Annotated in this window: 25 protein-coding genes and 1 pseudogene; 16 read left to right on the top strand and 10 right to left on the bottom strand. The window is 57.1% G+C overall.

The annotated features are described in order from the left end of the window. Positions 1–197: 197 nt before the first annotated feature. From PMI03_RS01065 to PMI03_RS01045, 5 genes are all read left to right on the top strand, one after another. Complete coding sequence (locus tag PMI03_RS01065) at positions 198–1,106, top strand: NAD(P)-dependent oxidoreductase (RefSeq protein ID WP_244421279.1); 909 nt, start codon at positions 198–200, stop codon at positions 1,104–1,106. Beyond that, positions 1,103–1,978, top strand: a complete 876-nt coding sequence (locus tag PMI03_RS01060; protein WP_007689008.1) for a fumarylacetoacetate hydrolase family protein — start codon at positions 1,103–1,105, stop codon at positions 1,976–1,978. Before PMI03_RS01065 ends, PMI03_RS01060 begins: the two co-directional genes overlap by 4 nt. 17 nt (positions 1,979–1,995) lie before the next feature. After that, positions 1,996–2,880, top strand: a complete 885-nt coding sequence (locus tag PMI03_RS01055) for a VOC family protein (protein WP_007689006.1) — start codon at positions 1,996–1,998, stop codon at positions 2,878–2,880. Positions 2,881–2,948: 68 nt separating this feature from the next. Next, entirely contained in the window at positions 2,949–3,407 is a 459-nt protein-coding gene (locus PMI03_RS01050; protein ID WP_007689004.1) for a cupin domain-containing protein, read from the top strand. A gap of 25 nt (positions 3,408–3,432) precedes the next feature. Next, on the top strand, positions 3,433–3,798 hold the full coding sequence (locus tag PMI03_RS01045) for a nuclear transport factor 2 family protein (protein WP_007689002.1): 366 nt from the start codon (positions 3,433–3,435) through the stop codon (positions 3,796–3,798). 138 nt (positions 3,799–3,936) lie between these two features. Here PMI03_RS01045 and PMI03_RS01040 read toward each other — a convergent pair whose 3' ends face one another. Genes PMI03_RS01040 through PMI03_RS01020 form a run of 5 tightly spaced genes read right to left on the bottom strand, consistent with a single transcriptional unit; the run spans position 3,937 to position 9,778 of the window. Next, positions 3,937–4,524: a hypothetical protein gene (locus tag PMI03_RS01040; RefSeq protein ID WP_007689000.1), complete on the bottom strand. Its 588-nt coding sequence runs from the start codon at positions 4,522–4,524 to the stop codon at positions 3,937–3,939. After that, a complete protein-coding gene (locus tag PMI03_RS01035) occupies positions 4,521–5,624 on the bottom strand; it encodes a cupin domain-containing protein (RefSeq protein ID WP_007688998.1) in 1,104 nt (367 codons plus the stop codon). Before PMI03_RS01035 ends, PMI03_RS01040 begins: the two co-directional genes overlap by 4 nt. A 24-nt stretch (positions 5,625–5,648) precedes the next feature. Next, complete coding sequence (gene maiA / locus PMI03_RS01030) at positions 5,649–6,296, bottom strand: maleylacetoacetate isomerase (RefSeq protein ID WP_007688996.1); 648 nt, start codon at positions 6,294–6,296, stop codon at positions 5,649–5,651. Beyond that, positions 6,293–6,994, bottom strand: coding sequence for a fumarylacetoacetate hydrolase family protein (locus PMI03_RS01025; protein WP_007688994.1), 702 nt, complete (start codon positions 6,992–6,994; stop codon positions 6,293–6,295). The genes maiA and PMI03_RS01025 overlap by 4 nt, the downstream gene beginning before the upstream one ends. Before the next feature lie 51 nt (positions 6,995–7,045). Continuing rightward, positions 7,046–9,778 carry a benzoate-CoA ligase family protein gene (locus PMI03_RS01020; RefSeq protein ID WP_007688993.1) on the bottom strand — a complete coding sequence of 911 codons (2,733 nt, stop codon included), beginning with the start codon at positions 9,776–9,778 and terminating at the stop codon, positions 7,046–7,048. A gap of 88 nt (positions 9,779–9,866) precedes the next feature. On the opposite strand from PMI03_RS01020, the gene PMI03_RS01015 reads away from it, so the two are divergent. Together PMI03_RS01015 and PMI03_RS01010 are read left to right on the top strand one after the other, a co-directional pair. Next, entirely contained in the window at positions 9,867–10,280 is a 414-nt protein-coding gene (locus tag PMI03_RS01015) for an acyl-CoA thioesterase (RefSeq protein ID WP_007688992.1), read from the top strand. A 19-nt stretch (positions 10,281–10,299) separates the two neighbouring features. Further along, positions 10,300–11,088: an IclR family transcriptional regulator gene (locus PMI03_RS01010; RefSeq protein WP_234907784.1), complete on the top strand. Its 789-nt coding sequence runs from the start codon at positions 10,300–10,302 to the stop codon at positions 11,086–11,088. A gap of 32 nt (positions 11,089–11,120) precedes the next feature. Here PMI03_RS01010 and PMI03_RS01005 read toward each other — a convergent pair whose 3' ends face one another. After that, entirely contained in the window at positions 11,121–11,894 is a 774-nt protein-coding gene (locus PMI03_RS01005) for a cupin domain-containing protein (protein WP_007688990.1), read from the bottom strand. Between the two features lie 250 nt (positions 11,895–12,144). Further along, a complete protein-coding gene (locus PMI03_RS01000; RefSeq protein ID WP_012649200.1) occupies positions 12,145–14,052 on the bottom strand; it encodes a bifunctional diguanylate cyclase/phosphodiesterase in 1,908 nt (635 codons plus the stop codon). Positions 14,053–14,700: 648 nt separating this feature from the next. On the opposite strand from PMI03_RS01000, the gene PMI03_RS31425 reads away from it, so the two are divergent. After that, positions 14,701–14,940, top strand: coding sequence for a hypothetical protein (locus tag PMI03_RS31425; RefSeq protein WP_012649199.1), 240 nt, complete (start codon positions 14,701–14,703; stop codon positions 14,938–14,940). On the opposite strand, the gene PMI03_RS31420 is transcribed toward PMI03_RS31425, so the two are convergent. Next, on the bottom strand, positions 14,933–15,064 hold the full coding sequence (locus PMI03_RS31420; protein ID WP_007688988.1) for a hypothetical protein: 132 nt from the start codon (positions 15,062–15,064) through the stop codon (positions 14,933–14,935). The two genes, PMI03_RS31425 and PMI03_RS31420, sit on opposite strands and share 8 nt — an antisense overlap. A gap of 843 nt (positions 15,065–15,907) precedes the next feature. Between PMI03_RS31420 and PMI03_RS00985 the strand changes: the two genes are divergently transcribed. The 8 genes and pseudogenes from PMI03_RS00985 to PMI03_RS30800 form a co-directional block, all read left to right on the top strand. Continuing rightward, positions 15,908–17,929, top strand: a complete 2,022-nt coding sequence (locus PMI03_RS00985; protein ID WP_158008722.1) for a TadE/TadG family type IV pilus assembly protein — start codon at positions 15,908–15,910, stop codon at positions 17,927–17,929. Next, the gene (locus PMI03_RS00980; RefSeq protein ID WP_007688984.1) at positions 17,926–18,525 is read left to right on the top strand and encodes a TadE/TadG family type IV pilus assembly protein; all 600 of its coding nucleotides are present in this window, start codon (positions 17,926–17,928) and stop codon (positions 18,523–18,525) included. The genes PMI03_RS00985 and PMI03_RS00980 overlap by 4 nt, the downstream gene beginning before the upstream one ends. Continuing rightward, positions 18,522–18,959 (top strand): TadE/TadG family type IV pilus assembly protein, encoded by a 438-nt coding sequence (locus tag PMI03_RS00975; RefSeq protein WP_007688982.1) that lies wholly within the window; start codon positions 18,522–18,524, stop codon positions 18,957–18,959. Before PMI03_RS00980 ends, PMI03_RS00975 begins: the two co-directional genes overlap by 4 nt. A 204-nt stretch (positions 18,960–19,163) precedes the next feature. Continuing rightward, positions 19,164–19,508 carry a hypothetical protein gene (locus tag PMI03_RS31975; protein ID WP_080515881.1) on the top strand — a complete coding sequence of 115 codons (345 nt, stop codon included), beginning with the start codon at positions 19,164–19,166 and terminating at the stop codon, positions 19,506–19,508. Between the two features lie 113 nt (positions 19,509–19,621). Then, positions 19,622–19,906 carry an XRE family transcriptional regulator gene (locus tag PMI03_RS31970; RefSeq protein ID WP_080515880.1) on the top strand — a complete coding sequence of 95 codons (285 nt, stop codon included), beginning with the start codon at positions 19,622–19,624 and terminating at the stop codon, positions 19,904–19,906. Between the two features lie 373 nt (positions 19,907–20,279). Beyond that, a complete protein-coding gene (locus tag PMI03_RS00965) occupies positions 20,280–20,861 on the top strand; it encodes a TetR/AcrR family transcriptional regulator (protein ID WP_007688980.1) in 582 nt (193 codons plus the stop codon). Between the two features lie 187 nt (positions 20,862–21,048). Next, positions 21,049–22,083: a helix-turn-helix transcriptional regulator gene (locus PMI03_RS00960; protein ID WP_007688978.1), complete on the top strand. Its 1,035-nt coding sequence runs from the start codon at positions 21,049–21,051 to the stop codon at positions 22,081–22,083. 292 nt (positions 22,084–22,375) lie between these two features. After that, positions 22,376–22,937 (top strand): annotated as a pseudogene (locus PMI03_RS30800) (DJ-1/PfpI family protein); the annotation flags it as partial. Here PMI03_RS30800 and PMI03_RS00950 read toward each other — a convergent pair. Then, positions 22,922–23,767: a formate/nitrite transporter family protein gene (locus PMI03_RS00950; protein ID WP_007688976.1), complete on the bottom strand. Its 846-nt coding sequence runs from the start codon at positions 23,765–23,767 to the stop codon at positions 22,922–22,924. The pseudogene PMI03_RS30800 and the gene PMI03_RS00950 sit on opposite strands and share 16 nt — an antisense overlap. 107 nt (positions 23,768–23,874) lie before the next feature. Further along, positions 23,875–25,098: an oxalate decarboxylase family bicupin gene (locus PMI03_RS00945; RefSeq protein WP_007688974.1), complete on the bottom strand. Its 1,224-nt coding sequence runs from the start codon at positions 25,096–25,098 to the stop codon at positions 23,875–23,877. Positions 25,099–25,331 lie beyond the last annotated feature (233 nt).

Here is a 25,331-nt window from a genome sequence, read left to right as displayed (position 1 = left end):
GATCAAAGCCGCCTATGTTGAATCGGAGGAGATTCGAAGCACCGGATAGTTTTGGGCCGCCAGGCAGTCGTCCTGGCGGATGCGTTTGCTGATGCCAATCATCGACTCAGCCCGACGGGTAATGAGCCCGACGTAGCTGTGGTCCCGGCATGGAGCGACCCTGGACTGTCCAGTGCTTCGATCTGTCGGGGGGTATCGTGGCCGACAAAATAGGTCTGATCGGGCTTGGCAAGATCGGATTTCCGATTGCCGAAAACTTGATCCGTGGCGGTCTTGTTCCGGCCGGATACCGAAGGGGCGACACATCGAGCTTTGCCTCGATCGGTGGAACCGTTGCAGACAGCCCCCGCTCACTCGCCGAAATGTCCGATATCATCATTTGCTGCCTGCCCAATGAAGCGGCACTTGCGGATGTCATCTCCGGTGCGCGAGGCATCGCCACGGGCGATTGTACGGGCCGCGTCATCGTCGAACTCTCTACGCTTTCGACCGCCGTCAAAGCGCAACAGGCCGCAAGGATCGCCGCGCGAGGTGGCGTTATGCTGGACGGTGCCGTCAGCGGCCTGCCATCCATGGTCGCAGCCCGGGAAGCAACATTCCTGCTCTCAGGGGAAGAAGACGTGTTCCTGCGTGTCAGGCCTGTTCTCGAGCTCCTGACGACCCGACTTTTCTATCTCGGAGCCTTCGGCGCAGCACTAAAAGCCAAGCTCTGCGCCAACATGCTGGTTGCCGCCAATCTTGCAGCAACGGCAGAAATGCTGGCCTTTGCCGCCCGGATCGGGCTGGACCAATTGCGGCTGATCGACGCGCTGAAGACGAGTGCGGGAACCTCAACCCAGTTTCTGGCACGGGCCAACCGCATGGCTCAGGGCGACTGGCATATTGTCATGGGTTCCACGCGGATGCTGACCAAGGACATCCGCCTGATCGAAGAGGCGGCTCGGGCAGCAGACTGCCCCATACCGCTGCTTACCGGCAGCGCTCGATTCTACGATGCAGCCATAGCCGAGGGCTACGGGGATCTGGATGTGGCGTCTCTATACGCTGTTTTTGCAAAGGCCGCCGGGCTGAGAGTTCCGGACGAAAAGAAGGACGATCCAAAATGAACGAATACAAGCTTGGTACGGGCATAATAGACAATCGGCCGATCCCGCTCGTACTGGTCGGAAACAAGGTATTTACCTTGCCTGAGGTTCTGGGCGAGTCCGCCCCGACCTCGCTGGAGGCTGTGTTTGCCGACTGGTCGAACATGGATCCAGTCCTCAGCGCCCGCGCAGCCTCGCTTACCGGTGGCCGGGATCCCGAATCCATCCAGTTTCTGACCCCGGTCGCAAACCCCCGCAAGATTGTCTGCATCGGCATCAACTATCGTGACCACCTCACGGAAATGAAGGTGACCGAGCCGCCGACCTTTCCCTATGGTTTCTTGCGCCCACAGACTTCGCTCGCAGCCCATCAGGAGGAGATTCAGCTGCCTTCCGGCGCCAAGATGATCGACTGGGAAGCCGAACTTGGCATTGTCATCGGTCGGCTCTATGGCCCGGGCGACATGGCCGATCCGCTGGATGCAGTCGCTGGATATACAGTCCTCAATGATATTTCCGCTCGCGACTGGATCGAGACCCGTCCCTTTGTCGGAGTCGACTGGGTGATGCAGAAAAGCTGGAACCAGTTCCAGCCAACCGGACCCTGGATCACGCCGGCGCGCTACGTCGCAGATCCGCAGAACCTGCCGATCTGCCTGACACTGAACGGCGAGATAAAGCAGAACTCCAACACAGGCCAGATGATCTTCGGGGTGCGGGATATTATCCGCCATTTGTCCAACATGATGACGCTGGAGCCCGGCGATATCATTGCGACCGGCACCCCGGCCGGGGTCGGTTTCGGGCGCCGACCGCCGGAATTCACCAAGCCGGGCGACAGGATTGCAATCACCATCGAAGGTCTCGGCACCCTCGAGAACACCTTTGTCTGAACTTAAGGAGAAGAGCCTTGATCAAAGTTAATCGCATTGTCTATGCGGCATTTGAAACGCCGGATCTGGACGGCCAGGTCGATCACTACACCAAGACCATGGGCCTGACGCTGATGGATCGCGACAGTTCTGCGGCCTATCTCTCATCCAGCGGCGATCGCCATACGGTCGTCCTGCGCAAGGGGGCCGAGGCGCGCTGCGACGCGCTGGGCTTCCAGTTACCCCAGGGTACGGACCTTGGAGAATACGCCAAGCAGATCGCTGGTCATGGCATTCAGGCCCAGCGCCAGTCCGATTGCCAGCCCGGCATCAAGGATTCGCTCGTCTTCGTAGACAGCAAGGGCACGAAGGTCGAAACCTTCGTCGAGGCACCGATCGCCGGCATTGGATTCCAGCCCTCCGGCATCTCGCCCAACAAGCTGGGGCACGTAGCCTTCAACGCAGTGGATGTCCAGGCTGCCGTAAAATTCTATTGCGAGGTCCTCGGCTTCAAGGTCAGCGACTGGATGGGTGACTTCTTTGCCTTCCTGCGCTGCGGCCCGGACCACCACACGATCAATCTCGTCTCCGGCGCCAAGAACAAGATGCACCACATAGCCTTCGAGCTGCGGGACTGGACCCACATCCGGGATGCCTGCGACTGGCTGGCGACTGATCGGATCCCGGTTATCTGGGGACCGGTTCGGCACGGTATCGGTCATAACATCTCGACCTACCACCGGAATGCCGACGGTCAAATCATCGAGTTGTTCTGCGAACTTGACCGGGTCAATGAGTCACTCGAAGTTTATGAACCCCGTCGCGTACATCAGGAATTCCCGCAAAAAGGCAAGGTCTGGACCGATAAGCCCATGGCCGCAAACATGTGGGGCTCGATGCCGCCCGAGGGCTTCCTCGACTGACAGGAAATCGGGCGCGGCGCGATGTTGCTCCGCGCCTCGGCGACCAGTTTCGCCAACGGGAGGGAATAATGATCGCAAAATCCGCGCACATTCCGGCTGATGGGGGCGAACAGATCTCCTTCATGGGAATGGACCTTGTCTGGAAGTTGAACAAGGAACGCAGCTCCACCTTGATGACGTTCATTCAGATTGCACCGCCTGGAGGAGGCGTGCCCCTGCATATTCATCACAATGAGGATGAGAGCATCTTCCTCATCGAAGGCAGCCTCATGTTCCAAGTGGGCAGCGAGAAATTCGAAGTCGACAAGGGCGGCACCGTCTACATGCCCAAGGGCGAGACACACGGTTTCCGCATCACCGGAGATAAGCCGGCGCACATTCTCTTCACGCTCGGTCTGAGCCCGCAGAGTAGATACGAGGACATGTTCAATGGCCTCGTTGGACTTAGCCCCGATGATTTCGACCGGATTCAGGAGGTCTGCGGCCGCAATGCAGTGGAGTTCCTGACGCCACCGCAAATGCCGTAGTTTATTTTCGAGGGGAAGAACTGCAATGAACGCACAAGAACTCGCAAAGGCAGTCTTTGCTGCCGTTGACGCCCAAAAGCCGGAAGACTTTGCCAACTTCCTGACCGAAGACGGCACCTTCACCTTCGGCAATTGGCCTGCGACCGAAGGGCGTGCAGCGACGGCCAGGGCCGTCAGTGATTTCTTTGCCGGGATCGACGGTATCCGGCATGACATTTCAGGTGTCTGGGAAGAAGGAGAAACAGTGATCGTTCGTCTCGCGGTGACTTACCGTCGCAAGAACGGTACATCCGTCACGCTGCCCTGCGCCAATATCTGGAAGCGCGTCGGCGACAAGATCCAGGACTATCGCATCTATATGGATGTAAACCCGGCATTCGCCTGGTCGTAAGGCCAGCCAGCGGTTTCAATCCCGCTGGCTCTCCTCTCGATTGAAACCGTTGCAACCGGAATAATGGTTACTCGAGCGACGATCGCGATATCGCGACAAGGGCGCTCCAATAGACGATCAATTAATTCTCGCCAACCCTCAAGGGAGGGTAAAGGCACCCGACAAAGCCGCAATGTCGATGCCCAGCGGCAGGTCGGCACGGCGTGCACCGGATCTAAGATCGAATGCGGCCCTCCAGAGCGACCGGGCACGCAGCATCGGCAACGCACGCAACCCAAGGAGCAAGCCGTCTTTTCCAAAAACGCTTTGATCCCAATGCACATCCGTCATGTCGCGCCATTCGACGTTGAGGTGAACCTCCGCATGGGTGAACAGGTTTCGGAGCGCACGCGCCGGGAGTGTCGCCGTCAGCGCAACATTATCCATATTCAGTTCCAGCGCATCGGGAAAAGCGGTGCCACCCTTTTCCCGGCACCAGGCGATGGCCTCGGCCATATGGCGCGCCTGCAGGCCGACCGCAGCGATGATCGCCCTGCGGGAAGCGACCGCATCGGCGCAGGGTGCATCAAGCTCGGCATCATTCAGATCGTTGAGCAAGCGCGCGAAATAGGCCGTGCCGCGCCGAGCCAGGGCCAGATCCCAACTCGGCGCGGCCGGCGCATCGTAACGCGCGCCCTCTCCCTGCCGTTCACGCAATTCCGCCCGTCCTGCATCCAGGTTCGTCACGGTGCTTCTCCCTCAACGAGAGTGCGCGCGAAATTCAATCGTTCCATGATTGGCGCATCGCTGAAGCGGAACAAATCGAACTGAGTTTCGGCCTGCAATGACCAACGCACCCAGGACGGAATTACGAAGATATCCCCGATGTCCAGCCGATGCGTCGCACCGTCAATCACCACGACCCCGCGCCCTTCGAAGACCTGGAAGACGCTCGAACCTACCTCGCGACGCGTGGCAGTCTCGGTGCCCGCCCGCAACCGGTGGAACTCGCAGCGGATCGTTGACATCACGTCGCCGCCGGTCGTCGGATTGACATAGCGGATGGCCGCGTGTCCTTGCTCGACCGTGGCGGGCTGGCCCTCCTCCTCCAACAACAGCTGCTCAGTCAAAGCCCGGTCAGTGAACTCCCATCGATAGGCACCGATCGGCGAATTCGCAGTATCCTGCAGGCCGGACAGCGGGCGAAGGCCGGGATTGCACCACAGGCGTTCCGATCGTGAGAACCGGGGTGTCGCATAGTCGGTCACTCGTTCGGACCCGAATTCGAAGAAGCCCACATCGTTCTGGTAGGAGAAGGGAATATCCAGCCCGTCGATCCAGGCCATGGCATGATCAGTGTCATTGTGATGACCATGGAAACTCCAGCCAGGCGTTAGCAGAAGATCACCGCGGCTCATGCGAACCGGATCACCATTGACGACCGTCCAGACCCCATCGCCCTCAACCACGAACCGGAAGGCATTTTGCGAATGGCGATGTTCCGGTGCCGTTTCGCGTGGACCGAGATACTGGATAGCGCACCACATCGTCGGCGAAATATAGGTGTTGCCGCCCAGCCCTGGATTGGCAAGTCCAAGAGCGCGGCGCTCTCCACCCCGGCCAACCGGCACCAGTTCACCGGATTTCTGCGCAAGGGGCAGTAAATCCGCCCATTTCCAGATATGGGGAACCGCTTGGGGATGCGGGTGTTTTGGCATCAAGTTGCCAATCTGGGTCCACAGCGGCCTGATGTGCTGTCGCTCAAAGCCGGCATAGAGTTCACGCAGCGCAGGCGTATCTTCGGGCTGCATCGCATGGGGGGTGGGCGTCTTCGATTCCTTACTCATGGCAGGCTCCCGAAAATGGCCGCGTCAGGCGGCATCTGGTTGTCTCGGCGGTGCTGCGTTGGAAAATGCCGGGATGGTGTCCAGGGCAGCAAAAATGCGAGCAATGGTTGGCCAGCGATCCAGGTCGATCTCAAAGCGACGATTGTTCCACACCTGGGCGTAGAGGCAGAGATCAGCCATGCAGGGCGTGTCGCCATGACAGAAGCGCCCGGTTGCGGGATCATTGGCCAATTGGACCTCCAGCGCATCAAAGGTCAGTTCCACCCAGTGCGTGAACCAGACTTTTTGCGCTGCCTCGTCCGCACCGAACTGTTCCGTCAATTGCCCGAGAACCCGCAAATTGTTCAGCGGATGCACCTCACAGGCAATCATGTAGGAAAGCCCACGCACCCGTACTCGCCCCTCGGCATCGGCCGGCAGCAGGGCGGGCTCTGGATGGGTTTCGTCGAGCCATTCGATGATGGCAAGCGACTGGGTCAGAACTTTGCCATCGTCTCGTTCAAGCACCGGCACCAGGCCCGCCGGATTCATCGCCAGGTATTCCGGCCTGCGGGTGTCCCCACGCCGCAGCACGTAGGGTATGTATTCGTAAGACAGCCCCTTCAAGTTGAGCGCGGCCCGCAGGCGGGTCGAGGTCGAGGAGCGGAAGAAATTATGCAGCTTCATCGTCATGATGCAAAACGCTCCGCAATCGGTGTCGAAATGCTGCCGAGACCGTCGATATGCACCGTGCAGATATCTCCTGGAACCAGTGGCCCCACGCCGGCCGGAGTGCCGGTCATGATCAGGTCTCCCGGCTGCAAGGCGACCGAGTGGGACAGGATCGAGATGATTTCGGGAACCGACCAAATCAGCTCGGTAAGGTCGGCATCCTGCTTCACCACACCATTTACGGAGAGCTGGATTGCTCCTTTTTCCGGATGACCGACCTTTGACACCGGATGAACCGGTCCGATCACGGCCGACCGGTCGAAGGCCTTGCCCCAATCCCAGGGGCGCCCCTGGTCACGAGCCGCAAGCTGCAGGTCGCGGCGAGTCAGATCGTTACCGATAGCATAACCCCAGACGTGCGACAGGCTATCGGCCTCCGTTATGTTCCGCCCGGCCCTGCCGATCACCGCAACGAGTTCTGCCTCGTAATGGAAATTTTCCGTGAGCGGCGGATAAGCCACCGTCTCATCGCTATCCACGACCGCATCGGCGGGCTTTGTGAAGAAGAAGGGAGGATCACGATCCGGGTCCTTGCCCATTTCGCGGGCATGGGCAGCATAGTTGCGCCCAACGCAGAAGATACGGCGGACGGGCAGCCGGTCTTCGGATACGGCGATGGCAACGGAAGGGGTAGGTGCGGGTGAGAATACGAAAGCCATTCTGGCGCCTTTCGAGTGGTATTGGATGGATGGACGCAGGGCGGACCGCGATCAGACCATGGATTTTACGGCCTGCCGGTCGATCTTGCCCGTGCCGGTCTTCGGCAATTCGGCAACATAGGTGACCGCGCGCGGATACTTGAAGGGCAGGAGCGTCGTCTTGACGTAGTCCTGCAGCACTTTCGTCATCGTGCCGTCCCCGGCTTGGCCTGCCTTCAGATGCACGACCGCATGCAACGACATGCGCCGATCCTCCATCTCCTGCGCAAGGAGGCAACATTCGTGCACTGCAGGATGTTCGTTCAGGCATCGCTCGATCTCCAGCGGCCAGACCCATTGTCCCGAAACCTTGACCAGGTCATCGGCGCGCCCCTGGAAGTAGTAATGACCATCGCGCTCCACAAAACGATCCCCGGTCCACATCCAGTCACCAAGCATGGTTTCGCGGGTCTTGTCGGGACGGTTCCAATAGCAGGGCGCCGAGGAATTGCCGCGCACCAGCATGATGCCTTCTTCGCCGGGCTGAATAGGATTGCCCTCCGGCGTCACCAGCTTGACTTCATATCCCGGCACGCATTTTCCGGCCGATCCCAGCCGATGATCATCCAACGCATTGGACAGGTAGATATGCAGCACCTCCGTGGAGCCGAGCCCCTCTGTCGGACCATAACCAACCAAAGCCTTCCAAGCGTGGTAGACATCTTCCGACAGAATCTCCGCGGCGGACATGGATTGGCGAATGCTACTGAGATCGCGATGCTGCACCGCATCTGCGCGGCAGAGCGCTGTATAGAGTGTCGGCAGGCCGAAGAACACAGTCGGCCGATAGGCTTCGATGAACGCAAGGATGCTGACCGGATCGGGTCGGCCAGGCATCAGCAAGACCGTCGCTCCGATCGAGAAAGGGAATGTCAGGGAATTGCCGAAACCATAGGCGAAGAAGATCTTCGGTACCGAAAAGACAATGTCGTCCGACCGCAGCTTCAGCACGTTGTCGCCGAAGGAGGCCTGGGTGTAAGCCATGTCATGATGCAGATGAACGATACCCTTTGGCTTGCCGGTCGTGCCCGAAGAATACATCCAGAAAGCCATGTCATCCGGGCCGGTATCGGAGCAGTCGAGCGTTGCCGGCTGGTCGGCAAGGAAGTCCTCTGCACGCACCTGCCTTTCGCCCCGGATCGCACCGTTGGCGACCACGACCGTCTCCAATGCCGTTCCCACCAAAGCCTCGCCGGTGAACCGCGACAGCAGGGCGGCCTCGCTGAGTGCAAGCCTGGCTCCCGTATCCTTCAGGTAATAATTCAACGTGTCGATCGGGGTCATGGTGTTTAGGAGTACCGGAACGAAACCAGCCCTAACGGCCCCGAAGAAGGCGGCCGGATAGGTGGGCGTATCATCCAGGAAGAAGGGTATGCGGTCTCCGCGTTCCAGCCCGGCGGCGCGAAAGGCATTCCCCCAGCGCGCGGCATCGGCGATTAACTCCGCGTAGGTCATGGAACCGGTAGGGCCAATGATGGCGCTCTTGTCCGGATTCCGGGCGAGATTGTCCCACAGGATCGATGAGCAATTCGGGTGGGCGGCTCGGTTGAAGCCGATTTCCAGCTCACCCGGCAGCCCATCGCCCACCGGATCTGTCACCACGCCCTGTTTCGCCGCCTTCTCCGTCTCATAACGAGCGATGAAACCGGGGGCGAGCTGGCGCGCACGGTTTATGTCCATGCGGCCGGAACGCATCAGGTAGTCGAAGGCAAAATCTACGGGCGCCATGGCCATCTTTTCGCCGAAGGTCTCATACCAGCTAGCGGATGTGTTGGCCGCATTGACCAGTTTCCTGGCAATCGGACGGCGCACAGCATCATAGGCTGACAGGGCGTCCGAAAGCTCGCCGTGGGAAGCCAGAGCCTTGACCAGGGCAATCGCGTCGTCAAAGGCGAGCCGGGTGCCGGACCCGATCGAGAAGTGCGCCGTATGTGCCGCATCCCCCAGAATGACGTGATTGCCGGCGAACCACCGATCGCACCACAAACGGGGAAAATTTCGCCACATGGAGCGGTTCGTGATCAATGGCTGTCCATCGAGAACATCCTTGAAAATCTCCGAACAGACGCGGGCGCTTTCCGCCTCCGACATGGCGTCAAACCCCCAGGCTTCGAAAGTCTCCGGCTCGCATTCCACGATGAAGGTGCTGGTCGTTGGGGAAAAGCGGTAATGATGAGCGTTCAGCGGCCCCTTGTCCGTTCGGATGAAAGTCTGCGTCAGCGTATCGAAGACCTTGTTCGTGCCAAACCATGCGAAATGTGCGCTGAAATGCTCCACCGTCGTCTCGAAAACCGTCTCGTCGCTCCGCCGCACCAGAGAATTCAGGCCATCGGCACCGATAATGAGATCGCCCTCAAGCTTATCCAGCGAAGTGATGGGATGCGCAAAGCGCACCTCGACGCCAAGCTCCTGGACCTTCTTGCGTAGAATTTCGATCAGATTCAGTCGCCCGATTGCCGTAAAGCCAACTCCGTCCAGGGTCACCTGACCCTCCGGGTGATTCAGCGTCATATTGCGCCAGCGCTCCATCTGCGGCTCGACGAGGTCATGGATCTCCGGGTCTTCCGCCTTGAGAAACTCCAACGCTTGGTCGGAAAACACGACACCAAAGCCAAAAGTCGCCCCTTGCGGATTCTGCTCCGTCACTCGGACCACCACGTTGGGCAACATCCGCCGCAGCAGGATGGCCGTATAGAGACCCGCAGGCCCCCCTCCAAGGATTTCAACCTTCCCGAGACCTTGCATGCTCATCTCCTCCAGATTCTGCATGGACAGTACACTTACGGAAAGCTACACATGATTTCATATTGTGCAATAGATTTTGGATTGTGAAATGATTGAAATACATGGCTCGCTTGAGCAATGCGTCTCCTTCGGAGATTGCGACCCGACCGGGATCGTCTTTTATCCCCACTTCTACGCTTGGTTCGATCGCACCTTTCACGCACTTCTGGCACGCTTCGGAGGGCACTCCACCCTGTGCGGACAGCTGGGCGCCAAGGGGGTTGGCCTCATCGAAGCGAGCGCTCGTTTTCACCGGCCCTTGCAGGATGGTGACCGAATCCGGATTGATCTCGTAGTGAAGGAATGGGGTGAGAAAACCGTATCCCTCGGCTACGAAGTCTGGAAAGGCGATGTGCTTTGCGCGACAGGCGCTGAAGTGCGCGGCCTTTTCAAGGAAACTGATACCGGTATGATCGCGGCCTCGATCGCTCCACTCAAAAGGGCCCTAGAGGCAGATGGATAACTCCCAAGACGTACCCCAGATGCACGATGGCAGCGGCGGCATCCAGTCGCTGAATGCGGCACTTCGTTTGTTGCAGGCCATGACCACCGTCAAGGGACCACTGACGCTTTCAGAGATTGCCAAGCAGTGCGACATGCCGCTTAGCAAAGCGCATCGCTATCTTGCCTCCTTTGTCCAGGCTGGTCTTGTGGAACAGGCAGGGCGCTCCGGTAAATACAATCTCGGGCGCGGTGCGGTTCTCCTTGGCCTTGCGGCGCTCGAACGGCATGATTTTGTCAACCGCGCGGCGGATGACCTGCCTGACCTGTGCGCCGAAACAGGTTTGACTGCGCTTCTGGCCGTGTGGGGCAATAATGGTGCCACCGCGGTGCGATGGGAACGTGGATCACAACCCACGGTCACCTCGATCGGCCTTGGCACCACCCTGCCTCTACTAAACAGCGCGACAGGTCGTTGCTTCATGGTCTGGGGGCCGCAGGTGCCAATTCGACCCGTACTGGAAGCCGAGCTTTTACGCGCGCGCAAGAGTTCCGGCGTCCTCCCCGACATGACACCGAGCCCAAGCGGCGTGGAAGAGCTTCGCCGTATGATCCGTCAAGCCGGTTACGCATCGGTGGATGGGCGCTTTATTCCGGGCCTGGTCGCCATTGCCGCGCCGATCCTTGACTGGCAGGGAGAGGCGCAGGCGGTCGTGACGCTGATCGGTACCGATCCCGCGACCGCCCGGACCGGTTCCGACGCGGTTACGAAGCTACTTGCCTTCGTGCAACACCAATCGATCTTCCTCCGCGAAAACAGGCAAAAGTGAAAGGCTCTGCATCCGGCGCGCGATAAGGGGGATCACCGACCGCCTGCCATTCCGATGGTCCGAGCATGTAGCTCGTAGCCAGCACCATCCAGCGAATTCACACCGAGAAAGCCAAAGAGTGCCCGAACCGGGGTTGAGGCAGTATTGCGAAAGCCGTGCCATTCCTCACAAGGGACAAAGACGAGGTCGCCGCCTGCCATCGGATATTCGCCATCTTCAGTGAGATGCACCCCCTGCCCTTCGAGAACGAAGAAAAATTCTTCGCCATGCGCATGGCGGTGCAATTCATGGGCGCCGTCGTGCGAAGCAAACGTGCTCTGTCCAATGACCAGCTTGTCCGATCCGATGCCTCCATCAACCAGCCAGCGGGCAGAGAGATGGTAAAAGCCCTGTTCCGGCATATGAAAAGGGTGATCTGGCGCAGTTACGATATCGATCATGCGCGGAGCCACGGGTGCTTTGCCGTCAGCCGCAGAGAGATCACCTGCTATCACCAGAAGCCGAAAGTGCTCCGATGCACGGATCGTGACCGCAGCCTGACCGATATAGAAGCATTGAAACGGCCCTATGACATGGGGTTTGCCATCCACCTCTAGGCGTGCTGCTCCCGCGAGCGCCACCAGCGCGAGCTCACATCGCGCAGTCGCTACAGAAGACAGGACGCCACCCCTTGCCAGGGTCACCAGGGCGATCGACCCGGATCGGGATCCGCCCGCCGTTTGCGGCATCAGGGTGACAACGGTGCCATCCTCCACCCGCAGCGCCTCGTGTCCGGTGGTACCGGTTTCTTCATTGGCCAAAATCATCTTTTCCTCCTCCCGGCAACGGCGGGTGACCGGCCGCCGGCGTTGGTGTGGACAGGGATCCCCTGCTCAACCAAGCCCTGACCGACATCCCGCATTGCCTTCCTCATTCTCCCGGAAACGAAGATAAGAGCGAAAGATTCAAAGCTCAAACATTATTTGGAAAATAATGCAATATATCCGAAATTTCTATATTTTGGAATTTCCATCGTCGACCGAATGCTGGTTCGCATCTCAAAAAACCGGCGGCGACCTAGCCCATAGCCTCTGTCGCCGGCAACTTCAGGAAGTCGCGTATATCGGTCTCTTGAATCGGCGGTGAGTAGAAATAGCCCTGCACTATAAGCCCCCCGAGCTCCTTAAGCGCGTCCATTTCCTCCCTTGTCTCGACCCCCTCGATAACGCAGTCGAGACCCATATCACGTCCGAGCGCCAATAGAGACTTGACGATCTTGTAGCTGGCCGGCTTTTCATGCAAGTCAGTCACAAAACTCCGGTCAATCTTGATTTTAGTCAACGGCAGGGAGTGAAGGCGAGATAGGCTCGAGTAGCCAGTCCCAAAATCGTCAAGCGATATGCCGCAGCCAAGCGCTTTCAAAGTGGTGATTGCGCTTTGGATCTGTCCGAAGTCCGCTGTAAAGGCTGTCTCGGTAATTTCCAGATCAAGACGTCTGGGATCAAAACCACTTGCATGAATAATGGCTATAAGGTGCAGTAGACCTTCTGGTGACGTCAGGTCTTGGGCCGACAAGTTGAAGGAAAGACGAATCCCCATTGGCCAATCAGCAGCAGCAGCGAGCGCCTTTTCCAGGAGGGGCCGCGTTACGCGGTTTATGAAGCCTGCCCTTTCCGCCACTGGAATGAACTGAGCCGGAGAAACCTTTCCGATAATAGGGCTCGTCCACCGCGCAAGCGCCTCAAACCCGATGGTTTCATGCGATCGGACATCGACAATCGGCTGGAACATCACGCTTAACTCTTCGCGCAGATTGGCCATCTGCAGGGCTTGTTCGATGCGCGCATCACGCCGGATTTCAGCATCATGGTCTGATGAAAATAAAACGGCGTTGCCACGGTTGGTGCGTTTGCCATGATAAAGCGCATAGTCGGCTCGCTCGAAGAGATCTTCCACGTTAGCGGCCATCTCCGGATAGACCGCAAAACCGATGGATCCCGAAATCTGGACCGCTGCTTCGGTAAGAAGGAATGGGGTACGCAGTGTAAGACAGAGATTGTCACCAAGAGCCATAAGTTCGGTATCGTCCGAAAGCCCGGAAACGATCAGCGCGAATTCGTCACCACCGAGTCTGGCAAGGTAGACATTCCCGGAACACAAGCGCGCAAGGCGCTGCCCGACCTCATAGAGCAATTTGTCGCCCGCACCATGGCCATAAAGGTCGTTGACGGGCTTGAAACCATCAAGATCGATTATGCCAGCGGCAAGGCGAAGCCCCTCGGCTTGCGCTTCACAAACAGCTCTGGTGAGATGAGAGAAGAACGCCCGGCGATTGGGGAGATCGGTGAGACTGTCGAGATTGGCAAGCCGCGAGTTTTCATTGCTGAGTGCCTCGGTCCTTACCTTGGCCTCGACCATCCGCGTGAAATCCCGATAGTAGACGAGAAGGATGACCAGCATGGTTCCCGAAACAAGTGCGGTATTGATCGCAATGGCGATGAAAACGACATTGCCAGACAGTATGAAGAAGATGAAGAACGCGCCGTTGACGATGGCAGCCACGGTGAAGGCGGCCGGGCGCAAATGCATCAGACAGAAGATGACGCCGATAACGGTAATCGCCGTGTAGAAGGCAACATGGCTTTTGGCATAGGCGTCGCCATAGGGAAACAACAGCAGGGCCCAGGCGGTGAAGCAAATGGCCATGATCCCGGCGAGGCGATTTGTACGCGTCAGGGCGTGAGCGGCGAGTTCAGGGGTGGGAGTAATCCGCATCGAGCGCGACCACGACACAATGCGAACCGCACAAGCGAGCGTCAGGAGGGCCGGAATGTAGACAACCAGCCAGGCGGGAGCGACGGATATGTGAGTGGCGGCAAGTACCCACGTATTCGTGAGGAGGATGACGTACATGAGCGGCAGTTGATAGGAGAAGGCCTGGTACTGCGCTTTCAGCAATTCCGGATTGTCCAGAGGTATGGACATGAAGGCCCGGGCCTTTGCAAACATACTATTCAACAGGGCCAAACGTATTTTCACGATTGCGCGCCCTGTTGGTTTTTCTCGCAGATCATGGTCGGTTGAGTGTTTCTTTTAAAGATGAGACGTAGGTCAGTGCCTGCCTCCGTCAGATGGCAGCGGAGCCTGAGCCGATGGTTTGGCCGCCGGCATAACAAGGCACTCGCATATGGCTGATCACCGCGGGACCAAGACTGAGAGCGACTGACTTTAGAGCATCGAACCATGATTTGGAGGCTCATCGTTTGGGGCGTCAGATGCCGCCCGAAACCGAAGCATTGCTACATGTAGCCGCCATGGCCCGAGGGTCTAGACTATGAAACCGAGCTGCGTGATGCCGCAGCCCATTGATTGCGACTGCGTCCGTTGGGCCTCATGGCCATCTGGATTCATTTTGAAGAGGTGCAGTCGACTCATTCGATTGCGCTCAGGGATGTCATCAGCCAGGTCAGCGTGGAGTACGGAACTACCTACCTATTGAGCAGCCGACTTCTTTGACATCAATACTCGGCCCCAGGAGTTAACATTGGGTTCAACATCGGGACGATCAACGGAAATCCTATCCATTTGGCGCATCAAAGATAGCTCCAATTCGTTGCCAAATGAAACATACCGTTGAAACCTGAAATCACCTGGCCTCTAATCCGACTCGATCCTTCAATCATGATGATTGATTTGTTTCGGGATCCTGGGCCGCCCATTCGATATGACATCGTGGACGGCCCAATTGCCCTGCAGATTGGTCGTATGGCCATGCTGGCGAGTGCTTTGCTGAAGTCCCCAGCGTTCGTCATCTTTTTGGAAAACACGCTGCCCCTCGGGAAGATTTCTTCGACCGCGCTATTGATCAAATGATCGAGAAGGATGGCGTATCCGCCAATGTACCATTCGGCTCAAGACCGATCCGCGCATGCACCGTGCCAATCGTACGAACCCTGCTGACATAGTCCTTATTGAAATTGCCGTCGGAAATATTCATCCAATGACTCTACTGGGCGCCGTTGGCCCGAGCTATTTGATCGTCCGAGGAAACGAACCGCTTGACCTCGGGATTTTTGCGCAGCTGGACATGGAACTTATCGAGTCCATGCGGCAGTTCGCGTTCAACAAGATACCAGCATGGCCTTCCATATCGAGTTGCATGAAGCCCAGCCGGCGCTCCATATTCTGGTTTCCCGACTATATGATCGCGTTTGCTCAACTTGCACCAGATCGGATGCGGAAATACTAAACAAGCGGTGGCATTCAGTGGGCTGACGGTGCCATTGTCGGCATGGATATGTGCTGTTGGAAACGCGTTTGAAATGAGCGGTAAACGACGCGGATGATGTCGACGCCTGCGACGGCCGCGATATGCGGCGAAGTTGAGTTTTCCCTACATTGGAGACGGGCATCAGCAGCGAAGTTCGTACATAAGCCAATCGTCTTTCCTGTGCGTCCGCACCCGCCTGCCGCCCGGCCACATCACTATCCAGATTAGGCTGACTGGATCCGATCAGCGCAGGATAGTGTGCGCTTCCTCTGCCTCTTAAGATTTTGTTGATGAACAGGCGGTCTTGTGAAACGTGCCATGACGACCCTCATCGCGGTGCAGTGGAGCCTCGCTCCCCATAGCGAAGATTCAGTCGGGCAAATGCGTTCGTGACCGTTCGCATGAGTGGGATGATCCCGCCAAGAATTCCACACTGCCTTGCTAAGTGCAACAGCTGACCGCTCGCGAGAAACAGCGGACAGGCTCGGCATGGTCCCGCATTGACAATTTAGTCTGATGCGTCCGCCGCTTGGCGGCCTGCGGGCCATCTGTTGATTGATGCAAGTCAGGATGAGCAAGCGAACGACTTTTGAAAGCGGGAAGCATCCGGTCTCCTGCTCAGCGATTTTTAAAGGGAAGACATTGAACCGATCAATCAGAGTTCTTCTGCACTATCTCAGGCTGTTTTGCGATGATCGTAAAGGCGGCATTGCCATCATGACCGTCTTTTGCCTCCCCGTTGTCATCGGTTTCGCCGCACTGTCGATTGAATACGGCTATGGGCTGCTGGTGCGGGATCAGAACCAGCGGACAGCGGATCTTGCCTCCTATGCCGGAGCGCTCGCCTATAGCAATGCAAACTCTGAAGATCAGATGACGGACGCTGCTCTCCGCGTGGCGAAGCTCAATGGGGTCGATGCCGCAAACGTCGTCGTATCCTTGACCGCTTCCCCGAAAGATTCACGGGTTCAGGCCGTTCATGTCGATGTGACGACCACAAACACGCTGTTCCTGGCGCCTATTCTGGGGGTCGATTCGAAGCTCAATATCGCGACCGAGGCCTACTCGTCGCTGGGCGCGGCCGAGAGCGGCTGCATCATTGCGCTGGATAAATCGGCATCGGGGGTGACGCTGTCAGGAGGCGTCCAAGCCAACGCTAGTAGTTGCTACGTGGCCTCCAACAGCAATCTGGTTGCCCCCTGCGGCACGAAGATCACCGCCAAGAGTGCGTCTTACTATGAAGGCTCCTCACAGCCTTGCCCATGGTCGACAAACATCGTGCGGGCGGACGGCAGTCCGGCACCGGTAACGAAGCAATACACCAGCGATCCTCTCGAGGGCAACGCCGGCGTGGATAAGTTGAGCGGTCGCTTCGATACAATTCGCGAGGCAACATGGCCAAGCAAGGTTTCGACAGGCAATGGCACTGACATCGAATTTGGCGGCAGCTCCTCTCCGAGCGTAACCGCGGCCGCAATTGACGCGGTCGGGTGCAGCTATGATCCTGCCAACTACAATCAGTACTGGACAACCAAGTGGGATATTACCTGCTCTGGTTCGAAGATCAGCATGGGTTCGCTTCTCGTTCACGGCAATGTGCAGGTCAACTTCAACACCGCCGGAAGCAAGAGCACGATCTACAGTTTCTCGGGCCGGATCCAGAATGACTTCGGCACGAAGCTGGTCTTTGGAGATGGCACCTTCAATGTTGCAAAGGGTGTCTATGGTGCAGATCTGACGTTCGGAGCCGGTACCTTCCATTTCGGCATGGGTGACCAGAATTGCGGTGATGCCCGCTATAGTCTCTGCAGTTCCGGGAAACTCACCATTGGTGGACCCAGCTCGTTTATATTGGATGCAGGTTTCTACACCGGCGATGGCGCCACTCTGAAACTCGGGGCCGGCGCGTCCAACAGCTATACGATCGGCAAGTCCAGCGGCAGCAATGGCATTGGGGTCGGCGGTGGATCGGTCACTTCCATGGCGGACGCCAGCTCGGGAGCGGGGAGCTTTCGTGTCAATGGTGGCATCAACGGCGGCGGTGGCGGCAGTTGCATCACCATTCCCGCCAGCGCGCAGCATGACATTTCCGGCAACGTCAACTTGGCGGGAGGCGCCAGGCTTGGAGCCGGCATCTACACGGTGGACGGATATTTCTCGGTCAACACCGGCGGTGCGAGTTGCGGCGATTCCGTCGCTGTTTCCGGAAAAGATGTGACGATCATCATTTCGGGTGTCGCCTCACCCTCCGACTGGGAATGCAATGGAAAATCATTCTGTTTGACTGGCGGTAATGCCATCACCCTCACGGCACCCCAATCCGGCACCTATGCCAATTTGGCAGTCATCGGCCCGCAATCTTCGAGCAACACCACGGGCGCGGAGATCACCTCGGGAGGCACTGGTAAGATCTCTGGCGCATTCTACTTTCCAAACGGGAAAATCGACTTCGGCGGCGGCGGTTCTCTAGGGAACGTCCCTGGCGGTTGTCTTCAACTGATTGGTGCCAGTATTTCATTGTCCGGTGGCTCCCAGACCATGTCGGAATGCGTCCTGTCAACTGGCAGCGGTAAGGTGGCCTTGATCCAATGAGACTTGTTCAGTTCGTTTTCCAAAAAGCCATTCATAAGACGGCTCATCAAGCAGATATCCTGCGTCATGACACAAGGGGCAATGCTGCCATTGAGTTCGCTGTGCTGGCGCCGATCTTCATACTCATCATGGCGGTCAGTTCCGACATCGGCGCATTGATCTTTGCTCGTTTCCAGCTGGAAGCGGCTATTTCCAACAGTGCGAGCTATACAATCGTCCATGCCGACCAGATCGACGGCACAAACGACAATCAGTTGGCGAAGAACCTGGCCCTTATGATTGCCGGCCAATATACGTCCGGTGACACAAGTAGCTCGATCATCGTCAACGACGGGGTCCAAGCCGCCTATGACGGCGCCACGATAAAAATCGATGGCACGCCAGGCTCGACGGGTGCCTGTTTCTGCCCGACCGGGACGGCGGTCGCCTTCGATTGGGGTTCTCAACAGACCTGTAGTTCCTCCTGTCCTGATGGTGCCAATGCAGGCAAATATGTGGTGATTGCCGCGAAACAATCCTATTCGCCTCTGTTTTCCGGCTACGGTATCGTCAACGACGGCTTCATCTACGCCAGTGCGGTGGTTCAGACAAAATGATCGACAGACTCCAGAAACTCCGGCAGTCCCGGTCTGGCGCCAGTGCTGTGGAATTCGCTCTGGTCATGCCAGCATTTTTGTTGATGCTTTTTGGTATTGTAGAGTTCGGTCGCTTGTTCTGGACAAGCCACGCTCTCCACGAAACAGCAATTGCGACCGCCCGATGCATGGGTATCCCGCAGCTGGAATGCGAAGACGGGGGAGCCTACAGCACCTCCAAGGTAATCACATTTGCAGAGACCAAGGCTGCGGGCTGGTTCGTAAATCTCGATCCTGCCTCAATCGCGCTCGATCACAACGCAAGCTGCTATGGCCTGGCGGGCTTTTCCCAGGTCAATCTCACCTATCAGTTTACGACGGCGCTACCGGGTCTCCTAACATCACTCGCTGGTGGAACCGGTCTCGTGGCTCAGGCATGCTACACAAACCAGTGATACTGGCCCCCTCTACACGTCGTCCTCGTATGCGAGGTGGCCCGGTTTTCCAGATAGCCCGTAGGCCAAGTGCGACCATCCCCGGGGAACAGCAGCAGCAAAGGATGGATTACTCACAGAATACTGCGGAATGCGGACATGCTACACGGAAACCGGATACTGAGGCAGTTGTGCTAACCATCTACACATAAGTCCGACAGCTTATTGCTTCCTCATAAAAGACCTGACGCGGCTGGCTCAACGCGTTGGATACTGGACACATATAGTCTGGAATGTACCTGCATAGAAAGGCGAGAGGTTTTGGAAGAAAGTAAATCCATTCAAGCAGACGCGATTTATTTTATCGACTGCGCATATTCAACGCTTCGTCAGTCTGAACGTCGCGTTGCTGACATCGTGATTGAAGATATCGCTCGGGCAGCCGCTGCAACAGGTGTGGAACTGGCCGTGTTGGCGAGGGTTAGTGAATCGACGGTACTTCGCTTTTGTCGGGCAGTAGGATGCCTGTCCTTGAGCGATCTTCAGTCTCGGCTAGGCAAGGCTCGGTAGAGCAAAGGTCTCGCTGATCTCTTGAAGAAGACAGAAATGATGCCGTAGACCTAGGGATTTGCGTCCGATTATCTGCCGATCCCCATACATCCAACCTCGAACATTGCGCTCCTATGTCTGATCTAGAACCCTCAAGCTCTGCCGTCCCATCTCTAGTATTGGCTTGCGATGTCCTGAGCGCTTTTGACATGAGGATTTGCTTGCTAAGAGCTATCAGGGATCAAATTCGAGCTTGGAAAATAACGCGGCCACAAGCTGCAACGCGTCTTGGGATTTCGGTCGGAAAAGTAGGCGATCTTCTTTCTGAAAACCTTGAAAACATCAGTCTCAACGAATTGCTCAGGCTGTCCCCTCTTGCTGGGTTGACAGCGCGCTTCGAAGTTCAGCGGCATGAATGAGGAATGTCCTACCCCTCCTTTTTCTTGGGGCACAACGTCGCGACGAGCATTCGACCAAGTGGGCTCAAGATACCGGAGGCATTCGCTGCACCGGGAGGGCGCGCTGCAAGTGGCGCGAATCTGGCATAAACCGGGAGCCGCTCGATATAACCCAAATCAAAATCTCGCTCACGCAAACCAGTCTAAACGTCAAGATGAGAGAGCGGATCCGGGCAAAGCTGAATGTGCCGCCTCACCGCACAGTTCGATGGAAGGCCGATCAGGTTTACGATGCAGCTACTCTCAAAAAAACTCTGGATCTTTTGGTCTGGAGTTTCTAGTTGAAAACAAAAGGGCCAATTGGTCCAGATTGTGGCTCGGCGTAGGATTTGCAATGGCCCGCCCTCAGGAATTCGATACCGCAGACGTTCTAAACAAGGCCATGCAGCTGTTCTGGAACAAGGGTTTCGAGTCAGTGAGCCTAACAGAGCTGCTCAAGGCTACTGGCTTGAGCAAAAGCAGCCTCTACGGCACTTTCGGAAACAAGAGGGAATTGTTTCTCGCTGCTTACGACGTCTATAGGGTGGCGCGAGCACATGAGTTGGAGATCACACTCAACAAGGGGCTGGCGCGGAATGCGCTTGAGACTTTCTTTTGCAAGATTATCGCTGATGCAAGAGCGGTCGAATTTACATCTGGCTGTATGAGTACCAACCAGGCGGTTGAAATGGCGCCTTACGATCCGCAGGTGCGCGGGCGAGTGGAAGCGGATTTTCAGCTTATCGAGGACGCTTTCGCCAGCACCATCGAGCGAGGCCGGGCCGACGGTTCGATCAAGAGCAGTAGATCGTCTCGCGAAATAGCATCTCTTCTCGTCGTCGCCTTTCCTGGTTTCCAAGTCATGGTGCGGGCGGGTGCCGGTGAGGCGCGCCTTGAAACTGCGCTCAATGTGCTGCTGTCCAATCTCGATACCTGAGACGAATTATACTTGAAACGAGTGAGTGAAAAATTTAGCAATTATAGACCGATCGGTCCATAAATCGAGAGAACGATAATAATGTTCACGAGTGCTATCGCCAACTCACGGCACGGTCCGAGGGTGCATGAGGAGGAGCATTCACCACCCAACTTATATTTATTATTCTAATTTATTGAGCTTGAATATGCAAGAAACCGCGCGGTCCAATCATGTGTCTCGCCTTCAGGGGGCAACCTTTGACCATATGGTCGAGACTTTTACTGAGAGCTTCGGTCCTTTTGAGGCATGGCCTGTTACTCGAGGACGAACATTCGACTGGAAGGCCGATCTCTGGTCCAATGGCACCCTGTCGTTGATCATTGGCGAGTATCACTCCGAATGGAGAGCCAAAGCAGTACCGGAAACGCAGGAGTGGCTGTCAATCCTCCTGCCGCTTACCGGCGCCATCGATGTGGCACGCGGCCGAAACGTCATAGAAGGTGTGCCGGGCCAGATGCTACTGGTGAACAATCGCGAAGCAGAACGCTTTTCCGTTCGAGGGGAGCCTCATCGGTCCCAAGTGTTGCGTTTGAACTGGACGGCAATGGCACAGAAAGTCGCCGATATATTGGAAATCCCGCTGAGCGGCGCGCTCGATTTGTCGCCTGTGGTGGATCTTTCCACATCATCCGGCCAGGTCATCGGTGGTCTTGGCCAGGTGATCATTCTTGGCATACGTGACGCCGGACCATTGTGCCATTCCCCAATTGCCATATCAAACCTGACCGAAACACTTGCCGACATGATCGTGCGATCGATCCCCCATCGGTTGTCACATCACTTGGATAAGAAAATTCATATGATCGCGCCACGTCATGTGCATAGCGCTATCGAATTCATGCGCGCAAATATCGACCGACCATTTACGATGCAGAAAGTGGCCGAGGTGGCAGGAGTTTCTATTCGCTCTCTCGAAGAAGGCTTTCGTACCTTCAAGGGAACCACGCCGGCGGCCTTTCTGCGGACTATGCGCTTGCGAGCAGTTCGGGAGGATCTATTGGATCATTCAAATCGGCGATCGGTGCAAGACATATGTCTGAAGTGGGGTTTCTTCCATTTTGGCCGTTTTTCAACGGTCTACAGAATGACCTACGGTGAGAATCCGTCGGACACGAGGAAACGCATCTCTCGGGGCTTTGCCTCTTTCACCCCGACACTGACTAACCGCCTACCAAGCTGAAGACGATTATGGTTCTCTTTTGCATGGGACCCGATCGACGATCAGGTCTCCGCAAAATAATCGGATTAAAAAGTATAATGTTCTCGGCAATTTCCGCAGCATCGTTGACGGCGCAACGTATCCCGCCTTCAGCGAGGAGACGAGACGCAATACCGAATTTGAAGCCGTTCCGCCTCCCCGCGAACTCGCCACGGTACTCGGTCTTCGGGGCGCGACCGGACTGGCGGAGTGCCCAACTCATTTTTTGGTTTTCAGGACATCGGTTTCAAATATCGTCACCGCTGACGAGACGATGACCATGTCGAATGCATTTGAAACCTCTGCACTTAAAGGCGACGACTACATACGCTGGCTCGACGGCTTGTGGCTCGAACGGTTGCTCGGCGCGTGCGACCCAAAGCCGGAGCTGACAATCGGTATCCTTCTGTGGCCGACCTTTCCGATGATGTCGCTGACGGGCATCTTGGAATCGCTTCGGCACGCCGCCAATTTCGGGGACAATTCCCGCCCTGTACACCGCCGTTGGTCGATCATGGCCGAGAGAGGGTATAAGGCAAGCGCCAGTTGTGGCCTCAGGGTGCCGGCCGATCTTCCCTATATCAATCCGACGGATTTCGACGACGCTGTCGTCAAAAGGGGGGCTACTCCGGCATCTTCGCGACGAACCGGAGCGCCACCGCGACTATCTAAGGGCAGCAGCCGCCGCTGGCGTTCCCCTGATCGGCGCCTGTACCTGTGCCCTCATACTCGCACAAGAAGGCTTGCTCGCCGATTGCAGGGTCGCTGCCCACCCGTTCCACCGCGAGGATTTCCAAAAGGTCGATAGACCTAGAGTTGATTACCCCCGATTAGCGGGCATGCGGTTTTTGGTTGCCGGGGTCGATGGATGTGACATCTCCGGCGACGCCGCTTCTTTTTGCCCCGATGCGGAACTTTGCACCCAGTATCCCAAGGCAATCATCAATCCGCCGCCTGCCAGGTTTCCCAGCGTAACGAATGTCAGGTTATGGACCGCTCCGTAGAATGTGATCGTCGCCGGGTGATCACTCAACAAGGCCAGCGCAAACGCGAACATATTCGCCACGCTGTGCTCAAAGCCCGCGGCAACGAAGATCATGATGGGCCAGAAAATAAGGATGGCTTTGGCAGCGTCATTCTGGGTGCGGTAGGACATCCATATGGCCAGACAAACCAGCCAGTTGCAGATGAGGCCCCGGACAAACAGTTCACCCGATGGAACATTCATCTTGGCAGCCACGGCTGTAATGAACGTGGCATTTCCATCGCCGAGCAGCACACCGCCGCCGCCGAGCTTGAAAAGCAGGGCGAGCGCGAGCGCCCCGACAAGATTGCCGAACCAGCAAGTGATCCATACGCTGAGCGTGTCCGTGATGCTTGTCCGCCTGCTGAGAAGTGCCAGCGGCATGTATATTGCCGTTCCGGTGAACAGTTCGGAGCCCGCAAAGGTGACGATCGTCAATGCCGAGGCAAAAACGGCGCCCATAACGAGATGAGCCCAGGCAGGGTCGGCATGTGCGCCCGCGGTGAACATGATGATGTCGCCAAAGCCGATATAGGCACCGGCCATTGCGGAACCGACAATGAACGCAAGCGGACTGCGCCGAACGGCGACGGACTTGGCTTTGCCTATTTCGGAAAGCTTGTCGATTGTTTCTTCGTACACGGGATTTCCTCGGGGAGTGAAGCGCGCATCAAGAGTTGATCACATTGGCCGTTTTGCCATTTCCGGACGGCAATGACGCCGTCCGGAAACGTCGCTTAGATGGCCCTTCAGGTGCCGCTCACCACGGGTTGTTTCGCTTGCTTCAAGGCCGCCATCGTTGCCTTGTCGAAGTTCAAATGTCCGGACACCAGTTCCGGTGGGGTCAGTGCCAGCCATTGATTGAGAGAGATGTCGGCATAGTGATCGCTCTTGAACATCTCCAGGAACTTGAGCGGCTTGTCGCCGGTGTTTTCGATGTAGTGCCCCATCGCGAATGGGACATAGCCGACGTCTCCGGCCGTAAAATCGAATGTGCGGGCGTGTCCGTTCGCCGCGAAAACGCCCATGCGTCCGCTGCCTTCGATGTAGTATTGCCATTCGTCGGTATTGGGGTGCCAATGAAGTTCTCTTATGCCGCCCGGTTGAATTTCAACGAGTGCGGCTGCGATAGTCTTGGATGCGGGAAAGTTCTTCGAGTCGGTGATCCGAACGGTACCGCCGCTGCTTTTGATCGGATCCTGGGCGCTCATCTGGTGGGTAAGGCTGACAGGGACAGAAACCGCGCCCGCTATCTTGTCGCTGCTCAAGCTGCCAGGAACGGGAAGATTGAAAATGTAGCGTTCACCGGGCGATGGCAGCTTGTCGAAGCTTTTGGCGTCAACGCCGAAATTCTTGGCAAGTATGTTTTTGGGTATGTGCTTGAACCAGTCGCTCATGAGGAATGTGCTGTCCTCATCGAATCCTCCGTCGTCAAACACGAGAAGGAACTCGCAGCCATCCGGTCCGAGCCCCTGAATGGAATGGGGTGTTCCGGAGGGAAAGTACCAAAGATCTCCTGGACCAACGTCGCCGACAAAATTCTTGCCGTCGGAATCAACCGCAGTGACGCGGGCATTGCCATAGAGCATGAATGCCCATTCGGCTTCCTTGTGCCAGTGCATCTCGCGCACGCCGCCGGCGTTCAACCGCATGTCAACGCCGGCAATGGACTTTGATATTCCAAGCTCGCGAACCGTGATCTGGCGCGTCCAGCCTGCCGGGTATTCCTTGGTCGGCGCGTCGGCGAAGGAGAACCGCAAATTGGGCAAGGTACCGGCATCGGTGACCGGCTGATTGAGGATGTCGGGATTTTGACGATCGCGCCCTATGTTGCGCGGACCCGGATCATCCCCGCCAACACTGCCGCGGCGTGGCTGCGGCAGTTCCTGGGCAAATGCTGCCGGTGAAGCCGCGGCGACCAAGCCACCGGCGGCAAGTGTGACAAGAGCATCGCGACGATTGAATGTTGCCATTTCTATCTCCCTTTCGAATGGGACTTGCATCTCCTTGGGTGAACGCATGCCGCTGACAGGCCGACAGACTCTCCCGTGTCTGTTGGTTTGCAGGATCAACATGCGCTATCGGATTTTGGCCCTTTTGGCGGGTAGCCTCCCGACCGGCGAAGCGACATTTCTGGGTTTATGCTGTCGCTTGTCGTGGGAGTGTCCCCGGTGCGGTCAAATTTCGATGGCCGAGGCTACGCCAC

The sequence above is a fragment of the Rhizobium sp. AP16 genome, assembly GCF_000281735.1.
In the GTDB taxonomy this organism is placed as follows: domain Bacteria; phylum Pseudomonadota; class Alphaproteobacteria; order Rhizobiales; family Rhizobiaceae; genus Rhizobium; species Rhizobium rhizogenes.
Note: the sequence above shows the minus strand (reverse complement) of the source record. Positions and strands in the feature narration are given on the sequence as shown.